Source organism: Aulosira sp. FACHB-615 (assembly GCF_014698045.1).
Classification (GTDB): domain Bacteria; phylum Cyanobacteriota; class Cyanobacteriia; order Cyanobacteriales; family Nostocaceae; genus Nostoc_B.
In genome coordinates this window covers 1-13,473 of record NZ_JACJSE010000001.1, presented here as the reverse complement: position 1 = coordinate 13,473, position 13,473 = coordinate 1, and the positions used below count along the sequence as shown (strand labels likewise).

The 13,473-nt window shown below is 41.2% G+C and carries 16 protein-coding genes; 6 read left to right on the top strand and 10 right to left on the bottom strand.

The genetic code is table 11. The annotated features are described in order from the left end of the window. Positions 1 to 18: 18 nt before the first annotated feature. From rpsU (H6G77_RS00080) to H6G77_RS00065, 4 genes are all read right to left on the bottom strand, one after another. Positions 19 to 216 (bottom strand): 30S ribosomal protein S21, encoded by a 198-nt coding sequence (gene rpsU / locus H6G77_RS00080; protein ID WP_062292816.1) that lies wholly within the window; start codon positions 214 to 216, stop codon positions 19 to 21. 122 nt (positions 217 to 338) lie between these two features. Next, positions 339 to 671, bottom strand: a complete 333-nt coding sequence (locus H6G77_RS00075; RefSeq protein ID WP_190592259.1) for an RNA-binding protein — start codon at positions 669 to 671, stop codon at positions 339 to 341. A gap of 311 nt (positions 672 to 982) precedes the next feature. Further along, positions 983 to 1,846, bottom strand: a complete 864-nt coding sequence (locus tag H6G77_RS00070) for a 3'(2'),5'-bisphosphate nucleotidase CysQ (protein WP_190870522.1) — start codon at positions 1,844 to 1,846, stop codon at positions 983 to 985. Continuing rightward, positions 1,843 to 2,742 (bottom strand): sugar kinase, encoded by a 900-nt coding sequence (locus H6G77_RS00065; protein WP_190870521.1) that lies wholly within the window; start codon positions 2,740 to 2,742, stop codon positions 1,843 to 1,845. The genes H6G77_RS00070 and H6G77_RS00065 overlap by 4 nt, the downstream gene beginning before the upstream one ends. Positions 2,743 to 2,890: 148 nt before the next feature. On the opposite strand from H6G77_RS00065, the gene rsmI reads away from it, so the two are divergent. The 3 genes from rsmI (at position 2,891) to rpsU (H6G77_RS00050) (ending at position 4,753) form a co-directional block, all read left to right on the top strand. After that, entirely contained in the window at positions 2,891 to 3,751 is an 861-nt protein-coding gene (gene rsmI, locus H6G77_RS00060; RefSeq protein WP_190870520.1) for a 16S rRNA (cytidine(1402)-2'-O)-methyltransferase, read from the top strand. Positions 3,752 to 4,000: 249 nt separating this feature from the next. Next, positions 4,001 to 4,345: a hypothetical protein gene (locus tag H6G77_RS00055; protein ID WP_190870519.1), complete on the top strand. Its 345-nt coding sequence runs from the start codon at positions 4,001 to 4,003 to the stop codon at positions 4,343 to 4,345. A gap of 228 nt (positions 4,346 to 4,573) precedes the next feature. Beyond that, on the top strand, positions 4,574 to 4,753 hold the full coding sequence (rpsU, locus tag H6G77_RS00050; protein ID WP_008226419.1) for a 30S ribosomal protein S21: 180 nt from the start codon (positions 4,574 to 4,576) through the stop codon (positions 4,751 to 4,753). A 212-nt stretch (positions 4,754 to 4,965) separates the two neighbouring features. Here the strand turns inward: rpsU (H6G77_RS00050) and pth are convergent, their stop codons facing one another. From pth to psbH, 3 genes are all read right to left on the bottom strand, one after another. Then, positions 4,966 to 5,604, bottom strand: coding sequence for an aminoacyl-tRNA hydrolase (gene pth, locus H6G77_RS00045; RefSeq protein ID WP_190672339.1), 639 nt, complete (start codon positions 5,602 to 5,604; stop codon positions 4,966 to 4,968). Positions 5,605 to 5,798: 194 nt separating this feature from the next. Further along, a complete protein-coding gene (locus tag H6G77_RS00040) occupies positions 5,799 to 6,056 on the bottom strand; it encodes a TatA/E family twin arginine-targeting protein translocase (protein WP_190592265.1) in 258 nt (85 codons plus the stop codon). A gap of 190 nt (positions 6,057 to 6,246) precedes the next feature. Beyond that, the gene (gene psbH / locus H6G77_RS00035; RefSeq protein ID WP_190592266.1) at positions 6,247 to 6,450 is read right to left on the bottom strand and encodes a photosystem II reaction center phosphoprotein PsbH; all 204 of its coding nucleotides are present in this window, start codon (positions 6,448 to 6,450) and stop codon (positions 6,247 to 6,249) included. Positions 6,451 to 6,535: 85 nt separating this feature from the next. On the opposite strand from psbH, the gene psbN reads away from it, so the two are divergent. After that, positions 6,536 to 6,667: a photosystem II reaction center protein PsbN gene (psbN, locus tag H6G77_RS00030; RefSeq protein ID WP_083468730.1), complete on the top strand. Its 132-nt coding sequence runs from the start codon at positions 6,536 to 6,538 to the stop codon at positions 6,665 to 6,667. Between the two features lie 101 nt (positions 6,668 to 6,768). Here the strand turns inward: psbN and H6G77_RS00025 are convergent, their stop codons facing one another. Next, complete coding sequence (locus tag H6G77_RS00025) at positions 6,769 to 10,044, bottom strand: alpha-mannosidase (RefSeq protein WP_190870518.1); 3,276 nt, start codon at positions 10,042 to 10,044, stop codon at positions 6,769 to 6,771. A 106-nt stretch (positions 10,045 to 10,150) separates the two neighbouring features. On the opposite strand from H6G77_RS00025, the gene H6G77_RS00020 reads away from it, so the two are divergent. Both H6G77_RS00020 and H6G77_RS00015 read left to right on the top strand, forming a co-directional pair. Further along, positions 10,151 to 11,653 (top strand): hypothetical protein, encoded by a 1,503-nt coding sequence (locus H6G77_RS00020; RefSeq protein WP_190870517.1) that lies wholly within the window; start codon positions 10,151 to 10,153, stop codon positions 11,651 to 11,653. Between the two features lie 46 nt (positions 11,654 to 11,699). Beyond that, positions 11,700 to 11,996, top strand: a complete 297-nt coding sequence (locus H6G77_RS00015) for a hypothetical protein (protein WP_190592269.1) — start codon at positions 11,700 to 11,702, stop codon at positions 11,994 to 11,996. Positions 11,997 to 12,285: 289 nt separating this feature from the next. Here the strand turns inward: H6G77_RS00015 and H6G77_RS00010 are convergent, their stop codons facing one another. Continuing rightward, positions 12,286 to 13,221: a 1-acyl-sn-glycerol-3-phosphate acyltransferase gene (locus tag H6G77_RS00010; protein ID WP_313954470.1), complete on the bottom strand. Its 936-nt coding sequence runs from the start codon at positions 13,219 to 13,221 to the stop codon at positions 12,286 to 12,288. A gap of 48 nt (positions 13,222 to 13,269) precedes the next feature. Further along, positions 13,270 to 13,473, bottom strand: a 204-nt coding sequence (locus tag H6G77_RS00005) for a transposase (protein WP_190870516.1), incomplete at its 5' end; no start/stop codon positions are given.

Sequence of the window (13,473 nt, the reverse complement as noted above, 5' to 3'; positions counted from 1 at the left end):
CTAATATTTTTAGCTATGTTACTTGAAGCGCCGTGCGCCGTTGCTACGATTTTGTTTGTGTCTTGCAACTGCTTTCCGCTTTTGTTTTTCTAGCGGTGTCTCAAAGTGACGCTTCTTTCTCATGTCTTGGAAAATTCCAGCTTTAGAAACTTCCCGTTTAAATCTTCGCAAAGCTGAATCAATACCCTCATTCTCCCCCAAGACTACTTGCGTCATTCTCAATCCTCCTTATTTGGATGAATAGCAAAATCTAGAGAAAAAATAAAATACCCCAGCAGAATTGAGCCTTTGGCTTTATCTGCTGGAGACTCTAGATGCTAAATTTTTATTTCAAAAGTTTAGTAGCGACCACCACGGCCGCCGCCACCGCCGCCGCCACGGTTGTTACCCCAGCCACCACCGCCACCACCACGGGAAGTACTTCTTTCTTCACGAGGTTTAGCTTTGTTAACTCTCAGGTCACGACCCATCCATTCAGCACCATCTAGTGCTTCAATGGCTGCGGTTTCTTGTGATTCATTTTCCATTTCCACAAAGGCAAAACCGCGAGGACGGCCAGTTTCGCGGTCAGTTGGTAACTGAACGCGACTTACTTTTCCGTATTCGCTAAATGCTAATCTCAAGTCTTCCTCAGTGACTTGATAGGAAAGGTTTCCGATGTAAATTGACATATAATGTCTCCGAATTCAGGGAGTGTAGAGAGTTAAATTCGGAGAGACGCTTTTTAAAAATCAAAACGAGTTACTCAACCGAAAATAATCCTTATATGCCAAAGTATAGCACAAGCTCCCAACAATCAAAGTTATCAACTATTCAAAAAACTTTGTATTCTGTAACTATTACAGAATAATTTTTGGGTATTTGTACCTAAAAAATGTCTGAAAATATGTTCATAGACATTAATTAGATTAACTATTAAATATAATTATAAATTATACTGTAAAGTTGGACAAACTAACTTTAGCTATATACATATATAGTTCTACACTTTCTTAATACCGTCGAACTCAGATAATATCCTTTGCGCTTCCTGACATAAAAGTTGATGAGAGTTACTATTACTGGCAAGTAAGCCTCCCCATTGATTAATATCTCCAGTGTGATATTGTAAAGGACTGCCATCAAAGCGAGTAAAGTTACCGCCTGCTTCGGTTAAAATTAGCTCTGGTGCGGCAATATCCCAATCTTTAGGCGCAGATTTACCAGAAAGAGAAATATAGATGTCTGCATTTTGCTCTAGAATGGTAGCAATTTTACAACCTACACTGCCGACAGCTTTTTGATTTTGACAAGGCAAATTTTGTAATAAATACTCTAGTCTTTCATTGCGATGAGAACGACTAACAACTAAGGTTAAATCTTCCACGAGTTTTGTTGGTGAAAGTTTTATAGAGACAGTGGCGCTTGGAGTTTCTTTGAAGGTTCCACCTTCTTTAATAGCGTAGTAGATAGTTTCGGCTTCTGGTACAGCGACCACAGATAAAATCGGACGATGCTCTTGAATTAACGCAATATGAATGGCATAATCTCCAGTCTTATCAATAAAATCTCTTGTACCATCTAAAGGGTCAATTAGCCATACTAACTGAGAGTTTTCTAGCTGGAGTTGTGATTTATAGGTTTCTTCGCTAATGTAAGCAAAATCTTCATCACCAAAAGCAGCTTGTAGTCTCTGCACAATATATTGACTAACGGTAACATCTGCAATTGTTACAGGTTCGCTTTGTTTATACTGCACCTGTAAATCAGGGTCTTTAACTTTGCCGTGATAATAAGAGTGGAGAATATCTGCCGCTTTCCAGCCTACATCACGAGCGATCGCTAATATATCTTCTAAATTTTTCATTGTTTTACTTCCATCCAGCGACGTGTGCCAAAAAATTTACAGGAATTAGCGGCGATAGATGCGGCTTGTGCTAAAGCATCGGGGAAATTTTCACTTAATATATAGTGGCAGAAAGCGCCGTGAACAATATCACCAGCCCCCAGGGTGTCAACTGCGGTAATTCGCGGTACGGTTATAGTAGCACTTTGATTCTGACTTAGATATGTAATTGGTTGATCACCGTGGGTAATGGCAATGTGGGGAATGTTAAAACTGCTGAGATAATCAAAAACCTGTTGTTCTGTCTCACAGCCAGGAGGATAGAAATTTGCCGAACAAACGGCATAATCGACAAAGGGTAAGATTTCCTCAAAGCCGTGTTTCCAGCTACCACCATCAATGACTACTGGGATATGATGAGCTTTTGCAGTTTGCGCGATCGCTTTCCCTACTTCTATTTGGTGTCCATCAATCAATACAATATTAATATCTGACAAAATATTATCTGGGACAGATGCTTTGTTGGCTTGAGTCTTCACAGCGTTAATCGAAATAATCGCTCGTTCGCCGGTGGCTTGGGTAACAATAATTGAAGAGACAGGTGGTGGTGTGGGTTTGTTGGGGTCTAGGTCGGCGATCGCTACTCTATAATTTTCTAAGTCACTATAAATAAGTTGCGTCATGGGGTGAGAACCAACCACACCCAAGATATTTGCATAATTTCCTAAATGGGCAAAAGTTACCGCCGCATTTGTAGCCGGGCCGCCTGCTGCTACAGTATAGTCATTAGCCACCAACTTTTGATTATTTTGCGGAGCAGCATCAGCCAGATAAATCAAATCTAAGGTGACTAACCCGACAAATAATCCGCGATGTGATTTTAAATTTTGGATTTTGGATTTTAGATTAGTCACCATATTTGTTTAATAAAAATGACAAATAACAAATTACGACAGGACTTACGCAAAATCATGAAAAAACGAACCGCAAAGGGCGCAAAGGACACGAAGTTAAGAGGATTTGAGAGGGTTTTTGCGTAAGTCCTATACGAATAACGAATAACAAATGACAAATGACAAACCCCAACCAGGAACACTTTACGTTGTTGGCACACCCATTGGCAACTTAGAAGATATTACCTTTCGGGCGGTGCGAATTTTGCAAACAGTAGATTTAATTGCTGCGGAAGACACGCGCCACACAGGGAAATTACTCCAACATTTTCAAGTTAAAACACCCCAAATCAGTTATCACGAACATAATCGCAATAGTCGCATTCCAGAAATTTTAGAGCATTTAAATCATGGTAAAGCGATCGCGTTGGTTAGTGATGCAGGTATGCCAGGAATTTCTGATCCTGGCTATGAACTAATTAAAGCTTGTATTGACGCAGGGATCAAAGTAGTACCAATTCCTGGTGCGAGTGCAGCCATTACCGCTTTGAGTGCGGCGGGTTTACCGACAGATAAGTTTGCGTTTGAAGGTTTTTTACCACCGAAAGCACAACAACGACGGGAATATTTAGAAACCTTGCAGACAGAATCTCGCACCTTAATTTTCTACGAATCGCCCCATCGTTTAACAGATACTTTGCAAGATTTAGCAGCAGCTTTTGGGGACGAACGCCAAATTGTGCTGGCGCGGGAACTAACTAAATTGTACGAAGAATTTTGGCGCGGTACAATTGCCGATGCGATCGCTCATTACCAACAACGAGAACCCCAAGGTGAATACACTTTACTTGTTGCAGGAACACCAGCCACCCAGCCTTTATTAACCGAAACACAACTCAAAGCAGAATTACAACAGTTAATTAGGCAAGGAATATCCCGTTCTCAAGCCAGCCGTCAACTAGCCAAATTTACCTCACTTTCCCGGCGCGAAGTTTATCAATTGGCTTTGTCTATTGAAGAAAGTAATGAGTAATAAGTAATAAGTAAATTTCTTACTCATTACTCATTACTCATTACTCATTATTCACGCTATGCCTCACTTACTTCAAAAGTTCTGTATGAGGGGTTTATGATCAAATCCCAGATGATATTCTACGTATATTTGCTGGATTGTACATGAATTTTAGATAATTTTTTACATAAATCTATAGTTTTTTATTAATAGTTCAAATATAATAAACCCAAACTAACTTTAGATTTAGCTAAGGTACATCTAATAATTATGGGTAGGCTTTTCATCAAACTAATAGGCTTGATTTTATTATTTGTAGGGTTATATTTTTTCGGTCAAAACATCATATTTGTTAGCGGATACTATTCATTTTTTTATCGGAGTGCGCCTGCTACTGGTTCAGTTCTAGCAATTATGGCTGGCATATTTTCGCTAGTTTTCTTTCCTAGACAAACTGGTAATTTTGGTTGGGTATTACTGGGGCTGGGAATCGTGCTAGTGTTTTTAAGTGGTGGAGTTATTTTAAGACCGACTAGTTTATGGAGTTTTTGTGTGGCGTTTACGGCATTAGCCACCGGATATAAATTATTAAATCAGGGAAGAATTAACTTTTAAGCAGTATTAATAATGACATTTGCGCTACAAAACCTCTATTTGGACTATACATCAACCACTAACTTTTGTTACTAAGTCATATAATACTAATTTGTGATTATAAATAGTATGTCTCCTACTGCACGCAGTACGCTTGCCAAAACTAGTATGTTTGAACGCAAGTTGGCGGCGTTTGGCTAAGTCGGAGGCTACTATTACAATGGGAATTATCCATAACGAGGAAACAGAATGACCCAAGTGGTTCTAGGCGAAAACGAAGGAATAGATTCAGCATTACGTCGATTTAAGCGTCAAGTATCCAAGGCTGGTATACTTGCCGACGTAAAATATCATCGGCACTTTGAAACACCATTAGAAAAGCGCAAACGTAAAGCTGTAGCAGCAAGACGCAAGCGCCGTTTTAAATAAATATGGATGGTTTGGTACTGGCTTTGCTTCAAGAAATCAATCTCAGTTAGCAACAGCACTTTGCCAGAGTACTCAGATGAGATTTAGCAAGATTTACCCATGCCTGACTAGGGCTTGGGTATATTGCTTTGTATGAGGGTGTGAGGGGACAAGGGAGACAAGGGGGACAAGGAAGGGAACGGAACGAATGACAAATGACAAATGACAAATAACTACTCATTATTAGCCACGTTACGACTGTTACAACGATTCATGGCTTTTTCGACTCCTTGTTTTAGGCTCATTTCTACGCACTCGACGACAAATTGAAGTACAGCAGACATCAATTTAGTTTCGGTAGCAGAAAATTTTCCGAGTACGTGAGAGACTGTTTCAGAGTTATCGCTATTATCTGCATCTTTTGGTTTGCCGATACCAATACGTAAACGTGGAAAGTTTTGGGTGCTAAGATGAGCGATCGCACTCTTCATTCCATTATGCCCACCCGCAGAACCAGAAAGACGCAAGCGGGTTTTTCCGAGGGGTAAATCCATATCATCATAAATGATTAATACAGACTCTGCTGGTAATTTATACCAACTTGTAACAGCTTGGATTGATTGTCCTGAGCGATTCATGTAAGTTAATGGCTTCAGCAAGCGGATTTTACTTCCAGCAAATGCTATACCTTCGCCATACTCCCCTTGAAACTTGCGATTTTCCGCCAAGGAAATTTGCCAAGCACGAGCAAGCGCATCAACAGCAGCAAAGCCAATATTATGGCGTGTTTGTTCATATTTAGGCTCTGGATTCCCCAACCCCACAATTAGTTGGGGAATTACCAAAGCTGGTGGTGTTACAGCTTCTGTCATTTCACTTACAATCAATCGATTCGCAGAACTATGTTAAGGGATTAGGGATTAGTACAAAAAAGCTGAAGTCTGAAGTCTGAAGTCTGAAATGAAAAACCCTTATAGTCAGATTTTCAGCAATTTATCATGCGTGTTTTATTTCCGCAGACTGTACTAGTTTTTTACTCAGCACTCAGCACTCAGCACTCAGCACTCTAATTAGCAGTATCATGCTGTGGTTGAGAGGGTTCTATTTGCTTGGGTTCGATTTCAGCAGTGGTTTTCACAGCTTGTTCGATTTGTTCGGCTTCGCGTTTAAATTCGTTTTGAAATTCATTAGAAGCATCTTGGAAACCGCGAATTGCTTTCCCGACACTGCGACCGATTTCTGGGAGTTTTTTGGGGCCAAAGATTAACAGTGCCACTATCATAATTAAAGCCATTTCTGGCAGACCGATACCAAATATATTCACGCGATCGCTCCTACCTATAAGTATACAGACACACAAAATTAGGAGAGTGGGAAGTTAAAATCAAAACTTTCCCCATCAATTACTATGGTGACTTGTTTTAGACTCACCTTTCAAGTCTATAACTTACAAAAAAACCCGGACGAGCCGGGTGTAAGTTCGTTGAATACGCAAGCTTGATTGCGCTGTTAAACTAGCCGCCTAAGCTGCGCCAATCAACTAACACATCCTGAATTGCGATGGATCTATTGTAAAGTTGCAGAATTATCAGCAAAAACACGAAAAACAGCCCCATAAATATAGCCATTACGGGGGTAGTTCCCCAGCCGGGAGCCACTTTACCATACTCAGAATTTAAAGGTCTCAGGATATCTCCCAACCTAGTCCGTTGTGCCATAGTTCACCTAAGATTAGTTGCCAAAGCTTTTTTTAATCTTCTGTAATATTCTATAAGAATAGCACTCATAATCAATCTATATTTTATGGAACCCGCAATAGTTCTTAGCATTTCTGTAGGCGCGATACTTGTAGCTGTTACTGCGTATGGAATTTATACCTCGTTTGGCCCTCCAAGCAAGGAGTTAGCAGATCCCTTTGATGATCACGAAGATTAGAAGGCGGTGGTTCGGCTTCGCTCACCAAGCAGAGGCAGGAGGCAGTGGTTCGGCTACGCTCACCAACCGGGGGCAGAAGGCTGTCTAGCTACCTGCTTCTGCTATCTAAAAAGTGACTTTGGCTGTTGTATCAGTTTGACAGTGGTAATTTTCCAAGGCTGTATTATAAGGAACTGCTGATTGCCATAAAATTCAGTGATATCTTGGGAGCGTTCTAATAAATCCACTGTCTCTCCCAAACTTAGCCCTAAATCACTCTGTAAATACAACTCAGCTATTTCTCCTTGGGATTCGTAACATCGCAAAATCAACTCCTGGGGATTGTCTTCTGTTGGTTTTAAGGCCATTAAGATTAAATTTTGAGAAGTTAGATTTAAGAAACTGATTCGGTCGGGAGTGGGGAGTTGGGAGTTGGGAGTTGGGAGTGGGTTAAGTATTACTTGTAAGGGAATGTTGAGTTCGTAGCCGCGTTGTACTGTCTGGGCTGATTCCCAAGTACCTGCGTGGGGATACAAGGCGTAGGTGAATTGGTGAAAGCCTCTATCGGCTTCTGGGTCTGGCCAGTTGGGGCTGCGTAATAATGATATGCGTATTTGATTTGCTTGGGCATCGTAGCCATATTTACAATCATTGAGCAAACTAACACCGTAAATACCGAGTTCTGATTCTCCGGTTAAATCAGCCCAACGCAAGGCGGGGACTTCCCATTTGGCTTTTTCTGCGGGGGTTTGGGGTTTAGTGGGGCGACGAATCACACCACAAGGTATTTCATAGGTGGCGAAGTCTGCTTCGACATTTAAGGGAAATGCAGCTTTAACGAAGACTTGATTTTCATGCCAATTAACTGTAGTGGCAATTTTTAAGATGGGTGAACCTGCTTGTAAAATGTAATCTTGACAAAATTCTGATTCGCCTAATTGACGCACTACGCGCAAGCGGTGTTGTATTGGCCCTTGTTCTAATATTTGAATCGATTTGAGACTGGTGGCTGGTAAGGGATGTTCTGCATAATTGGGGTCGATATTCCAAGCATCCCAATATTGACCGCTATCTTTAAAGGCTTGTAATTGATTTCCTGCACCGCTTAAGACTTCGCGTTGATGAGTTTTATCAAAAACACTGGATAAATCACCTGTGTCTGGGTCAATAAATACCCGCAAAAATTGATTTTCGAGGACAAACTCAGGGATAAGAGATGCTGAGTTGCTAGGAATTTGGGATGTGGGAACTAGCCAAAATAGACGATAACCGACGGGTGGGATATCAGCTGCTAAAAATAATAATGTTGATGGTGGGGTAAATTGCGAGATCAGTTGATTTCCAGCGACATCATATATTTGCCATTCTGGGTGAGTTGGGGGTAAATTGACAGCAACCACTTCAGAACGTTGCCAGTTGAGGGAATTAAATACAAATATTGGTAGACTATTTGGTTCTGGTGGTTCTGGTAGGGTAAAGTGAGATGCGATCGCCTGCATCGACTCTCTTAATATTCTTGTCCCCACTTGTTCAACTTGCTGCCACTCTGGCAAAGCATCTGTATAAACTTGGGTAATGGAAGAACCAGGTAAAATATCGTGAAACTGGTTAAATAAAACTTGCTTCCAAGCGGTTTCTATCTCTGCTTTGGGATATGTCGCGCCACAGGTAATAGTTGCTAAAGTCGCAAACAGTTCAGCTTGATAAAGTAAATTTTCACTTTGACGATTCCACCGCTTTTGATCAGCGTGAGTAGTATAACAGCCGCGATGAAATTCTAGATAAAGTTCGTCATCCCAGGTGGGGAAGTCTGCTTGGCTAATTTCTTGTAAATACTTTTCGGCGGTTGTAAATTCTAATTCTGGAAATACAGGCGAATGTTGCCAACGTCGGGCAATTTCCAACATATCACGGGTAGGGCCGCCGCCGTGGTCGCCCACACCAGGAAGCCAAAGTGATTCTGTCAAATTGGTTTGGTCTTGCCATTCCAAGGTATAGGCTGCCATTTTAACCGGGTCAATACCTTCGCCGATAGGTGCAGACATCAAACTAAATACTTGACTACCGTCAGGCGATCGCCACCAAAAAGCCCCATAATCAAATTTAGTAGTATCATTCCACCGCAATTTTTGGGTGACAAAATATTCCACACCTGCATTAGCAAAAAACTGCGGTAAAGTTGCACAAAAACCAAAGCTATCAGGAACCCAAACTATCGGCGAAATCTTGCCAAATTTCTCTTGAAAATATCGCTGACCATACAATAACTGACGGACTATCGATTCACCACTAATCAAATTTAATTCGGGTTCCACCCAAGTCGCGCCAATAATTTCCCACTTCCCCGCCGCCACAGCTTCTTGAATAGCTATAAATAAATCTGGTCGATGTTCTTCCACCCAAGCATAAAGGGCGGGTGTGGAATGACAGAAGATTAATTCAGGAAAATCTTTTTGTAATTTCAGAACCGACTCAAAAGTATTTTGGGTAGCGTTCCAAGTTTCGCTGACAGGCCATAGCCATGCTAAATCTAAATGAGCGTGACCGAGTAAGAAAATTTTAGATTTTAGATTTTGCGAAAAGTTGAGCCAGTGCGTTGGACGGGTTTCCCGGCTTGAAGCAACTGGCGTGGCGGTGTCGGTTTCCGTCCCGCCTAACTTTTCAAGACGGATTTTAGATTGAAATAACTTTTGGCGTAAAGATAAAAGATACTTGTCCCACTCTTCCCTCTCTCTCTCCGCGTCCTCTGCGCCTACCCTTCGGGAAGCCGCTTCGCGTCTAATGCGGTTCGTTTTTTCTATCTCCACCGCCAACCCATCCAACTTTTCCGGCGCAAATTTTTCCAAATACAACTGCGTCACCGCCAACTCATCGGCGACAAAACCGGGGTCAGGATCATGATAATCTGTAGACTCGTAGATTAGGTGCGATCGCATCAAAGCCCCTTGATCATGTCCCGGACTGACCAAGCGCAAAGCTACAATAAACTCATCCCCAGCAGACACACTTTGACTCAGCAAGACTCTGGGGTAAAAATCAAACAAATCTCCAGATTGGACTAATTCTCCATTAACATAAACTTCCGCCGCATCAGCCCACCATACCAAAGCCAAGCGCAAAGATAACCCCGCTAAAGGATAACCCTGTAAATCTTGGGGAACCACGAGTTTCTGCACCAGCCATAAAACTTGTTTCCCGCCTTTCCAAGCAATATGTCCTTTAGCATTTAACTCTACAGGTTGCCAATCAGACAAATTAGATGTAACAACATCCGTAATACTCCAGTCACATTCTTGGTATCGCCAAGTAGACTGAAGATTAACTTGACAAAAAGAGCGTAATTGCTCAATAGTCTTTGAGATTAAATTTGTCTGTGATTGAGATACAGGAGGGGTCATATTTTCGCTAAGATGATGGCACTTACAACGATTTACTGTTGGTCGTTATCTATTTTTGCGTGGGAGTCTCACAACTAAACAAAACTTGAACTCATAAATTATTACCATGTCATCTGGTTCTTCTGGGCGTTATCAAAGCAGACTCTTTAACTTTGTCCACCAGCAATCTCGGCGGTTGACACAACGATGGGAACAAACCTTTCGACAAGTGCAAGTAGCAACTAAGTGGGGTGTAGAAGCATTACTTTACCCGTTGTATCTAGTGTTACAGTCAGCCGAGTCAAAGGTGAAAACGCTGCATAGCAGAGAACCACAATCTAGGCTCAAGTTAGCACCAAATGATCGCGATCGCCACGAAACTCCCCCAACTGCGGATACGCCTATTCAGGTTGTCTTAGAAGCAGTCCAAAAGCTTCCATCTGAGGAAACATCTGTCAAAACATCACCAAGTTTTCACATCATAGGCGCTTGGTGGCGAAAACTGTTTTCACATAGTAAAACAAATAAACTTGCGCTGACCCAATCCTTAACGATTTCAGACAATTCCTCTAGCCATCTCACCCCATCTCAACAAAAAGATGTGCTTCGGCGTTATTTACCCAAAGTCCAAGGAATTGCCACAACACTGGAACAGCGTAAATTAGTGTTAGTGACCACAAATAATGAAATTCTCGATATTTTAACACCGCAACAACAAACAAAAATCTTAGACAAAATTATTAGTGAAGTTGCGCGTTACTGGCATAATCAACAATTAGCATTGCCTGAACAACAGACAGAGTTATTACCAGAAATTCATCGGATTTTAGCCAAGCTCACTGGCGAAACTCCCAGTAAAATTCCTGCATTGACAGCAGGCATATCGCCTGAACTAATAAATACTGGCAGAATCATCGATGTTCTGGATCAAGTCATAGCTAAGTTAGAAAAAAATACTGTATTACCAGTGCAGCAAAATAGCCAAGAAATTATCCAAGTTACTCGGCAAAAATTCCATATATTTCTTTATGGTCAAGATGAGTTTGCTGCACCAGGAAATGTTACCGTCTCATCTGATAGCTTGGAAACACAAACACTGAATTTTCAAGCTTTAATTGAAGCTGCAATCAATTATTTTTTTGGTGTTGGTAAAGAGAAAAAACTGAATTCTGCTAAATCCAATAGACAATCTTTACCTGGAAAAAAATATCAAATTCGGTCTAGAAAACGTAAGTTAACCAATCAAAACACAGCCGCAGAACCTTGGCTAAAGTGGGGCGATTTATTTGGTAATTCAGAATTAGTGCATGACAAAAACAACACGCCACCACTTAATTCTAGCTTGTCAGTTACACAAACAAAACTTGACCGCACTAATAAAAAAGTATCAGAAAAACTGGCTAATATCCCCACAAATGAAAGTAATGCAGGCGAAATTATCCCCGATCAAAACCACAATCATCAAGTCGAAATTCAGCCAGACTGGATAGAAGTTAAAGCTAATTCCATAGAGTATGAGCAGCACTTACTAGAGAAAATTTTAAAATGGCTCGATCGCACTATGCTGTGGTTAGAAGAAATATTAGTAAAAGGTGTTAATTTATTACAAAGGCTATGGCGAGGTAAATAACCAATCAGCAAGCAGGATAAAACGTCACCAATAACCCTTAACTATCGTGAAAGTTCTTGTTTACTGTAAATACTTTAATTTCAAAAATCCCCTAGAAAAACCAAAAATTGAAACCTTTGTCGTGAATTTGCCGCAAATTCCCAAAGTGGGCGAAACTATTGTGGTTGAGAGAATTTCAACGCAAAAACAATTTGTAATTATTTTTGAGTATATTGTGACAGCCGTGCAGTTAAATGCTTCTCAAGAATCTACTGATACAGCAGATGCCCAGGTAAATGCTTGTTTAAATCATTGCTGGGAAGGAACATCAAATTTTAAAATCACCAACTTTTTAGAAAAATAAGTAGTTAAACATAATTAATTACACAAAGTCATTGCGAATGGAGCGAAGCGAAATGAAGCAATCGCAAGGGCTGGGATTGCTTCGCTTCGCTCGCAATGACTGTAATTAATTTTGCGTGTTTACTTAGCTAGGACTTACGCAGTGAGACGAAAAACCAAGGGTTTTGGGAAGGGTGTAAGGGTTTATGTGTATAGGGGTGTATGTGTCCAAAACTCTTACACCCCACACCCTTTAACCCTTACACCCAGTCTCCGCAGAAAATTTTTGTGCGTAAGTCCTGAATAGCTGTTTACCACAAAATATGGTTAAGCAAGTAACGTAAAAGTTTGATTCCTGCTGGTTCTTGATAGTTAGTTAGTAACAAAGCTGTCATAGCTTTTTCCAAAGCTGCTAAAGCTGTTTCGACTTCCTGGCGAGTGGCTTTCGTATGGGGAGAAAAATGTAACGGTTCACCAAAGCGAATAGTTAACTGTTTGCGAAGATATAAGTCATTAGTACCAATTAATGCCACGGGAACTATTGGTACACCAGCACGTAAAGCATATATCACCGTTCCTCGCTTCAAAGGATGATGTAATTTACCCTCAGTGCTTCCCAGTCGTCCTTCAGGAAACAAAATCATTCCGTCCCCGTGGGTTAAAATTCCCAGTACAATGCGGTCTATTTGGCGTAAAGTCTGTATATCGCTGCCAGTAGGCACATTTTGGGCAATGGCGGCGGCGAGTTCGGCTAAATCTTGTCTTCCTGCTTTGGCTGCTTCTATGACAGCCACTTCTTCTTTCCACAACCGCGCCAAAGGAATGACACCGCCAGCAAAATTCAAAATGAAGCGTTTCCAACACTTGTTATACAGAGTGCGAGCATCACCCAAAATATAGTAATAAGGTTGGCTGGGGAGTTCTGCCAATAATAACAAGGGGTCGATGTGATGGAGATGGTTAGCTGCAAGAATGGCTGGTGTCTGCGGTAAGTTTTCGAGGTTTTCTACCCGGACGCGGAATAAAGTATGAATGAGCGATCGCAAAACAAACCTGCGTACACTACCATTAATTTGATGTTCTGTCTGTCCTTGGTTAATGGCTTCCAGGCGATTTAGTGCCTGTTCGATTGTATAACGCACCGCGCGATCGCTTGCTGCTGCCACTCCTTCTTTTACCCGCTTAATACTAGCAGCATCTAAAGATGGCAAACTATCTTGTTGATCATTGGCGGAATTGTTAATCACATCCTTGCTGAGTTCATGTACTCATCATAGATACAGCACCTACGGCTGTTATGAGGTACAGTAGCAGCAACTAGCAAACCAGTTTCTTAAATGTTGAGGATTTATTAAGTCGAGTGCAACTGAGATTAGTTTATCAACCATTTCTGTTGTAGTTGGAGCAAAATTGCGTAAAAAAGATTTAAGTTGTGACCACCATAATTCAATTGGATTAAAATCGGGGGAGTATGGGGATAAACAAATAACTTTCGCACC

Coding starts and splice junctions, on each gene's coding strand:
- rpsU (WP_062292816.1), bottom strand. CDS start 216: ATGACGCAAGTAGTCTTGGGGGAGAATGAGGGTATTGATTCAGCTTTG.
- H6G77_RS00075 (WP_190592259.1), bottom strand. CDS start 671: ATGTCAATTTACATCGGAAACCTTTCCTATCAAGTCACTGAGGAAGAC.
- H6G77_RS00070 (WP_190870522.1), bottom strand. CDS start 1,846: ATGAAAAATTTAGAAGATATATTAGCGATCGCTCGTGATGTAGGCTGG.
- H6G77_RS00065 (WP_190870521.1), bottom strand. CDS start 2,742: ATGGTGACTAATCTAAAATCCAAAATCCAAAATTTAAAATCACATCGC.
- rsmI (WP_190870520.1), top strand. CDS start 2,891: ATGACAAATGACAAACCCCAACCAGGAACACTTTACGTTGTTGGCACA.
- H6G77_RS00055 (WP_190870519.1), top strand. CDS start 4,001: ATGGGTAGGCTTTTCATCAAACTAATAGGCTTGATTTTATTATTTGTA.
- rpsU (WP_008226419.1), top strand. CDS start 4,574: ATGACCCAAGTGGTTCTAGGCGAAAACGAAGGAATAGATTCAGCATTA.
- pth (WP_190672339.1), bottom strand. CDS start 5,604: ATGACAGAAGCTGTAACACCACCAGCTTTGGTAATTCCCCAACTAATT.
- psbH (WP_190592266.1), bottom strand. CDS start 6,450: ATGGCACAACGGACTAGGTTGGGAGATATCCTGAGACCTTTAAATTCT.
- psbN (WP_083468730.1), top strand. CDS start 6,536: ATGGAACCCGCAATAGTTCTTAGCATTTCTGTAGGCGCGATACTTGTA.
- H6G77_RS00025 (WP_190870518.1), bottom strand. CDS start 10,044: ATGACCCCTCCTGTATCTCAATCACAGACAAATTTAATCTCAAAGACT.
- H6G77_RS00020 (WP_190870517.1), top strand. CDS start 10,151: ATGTCATCTGGTTCTTCTGGGCGTTATCAAAGCAGACTCTTTAACTTT.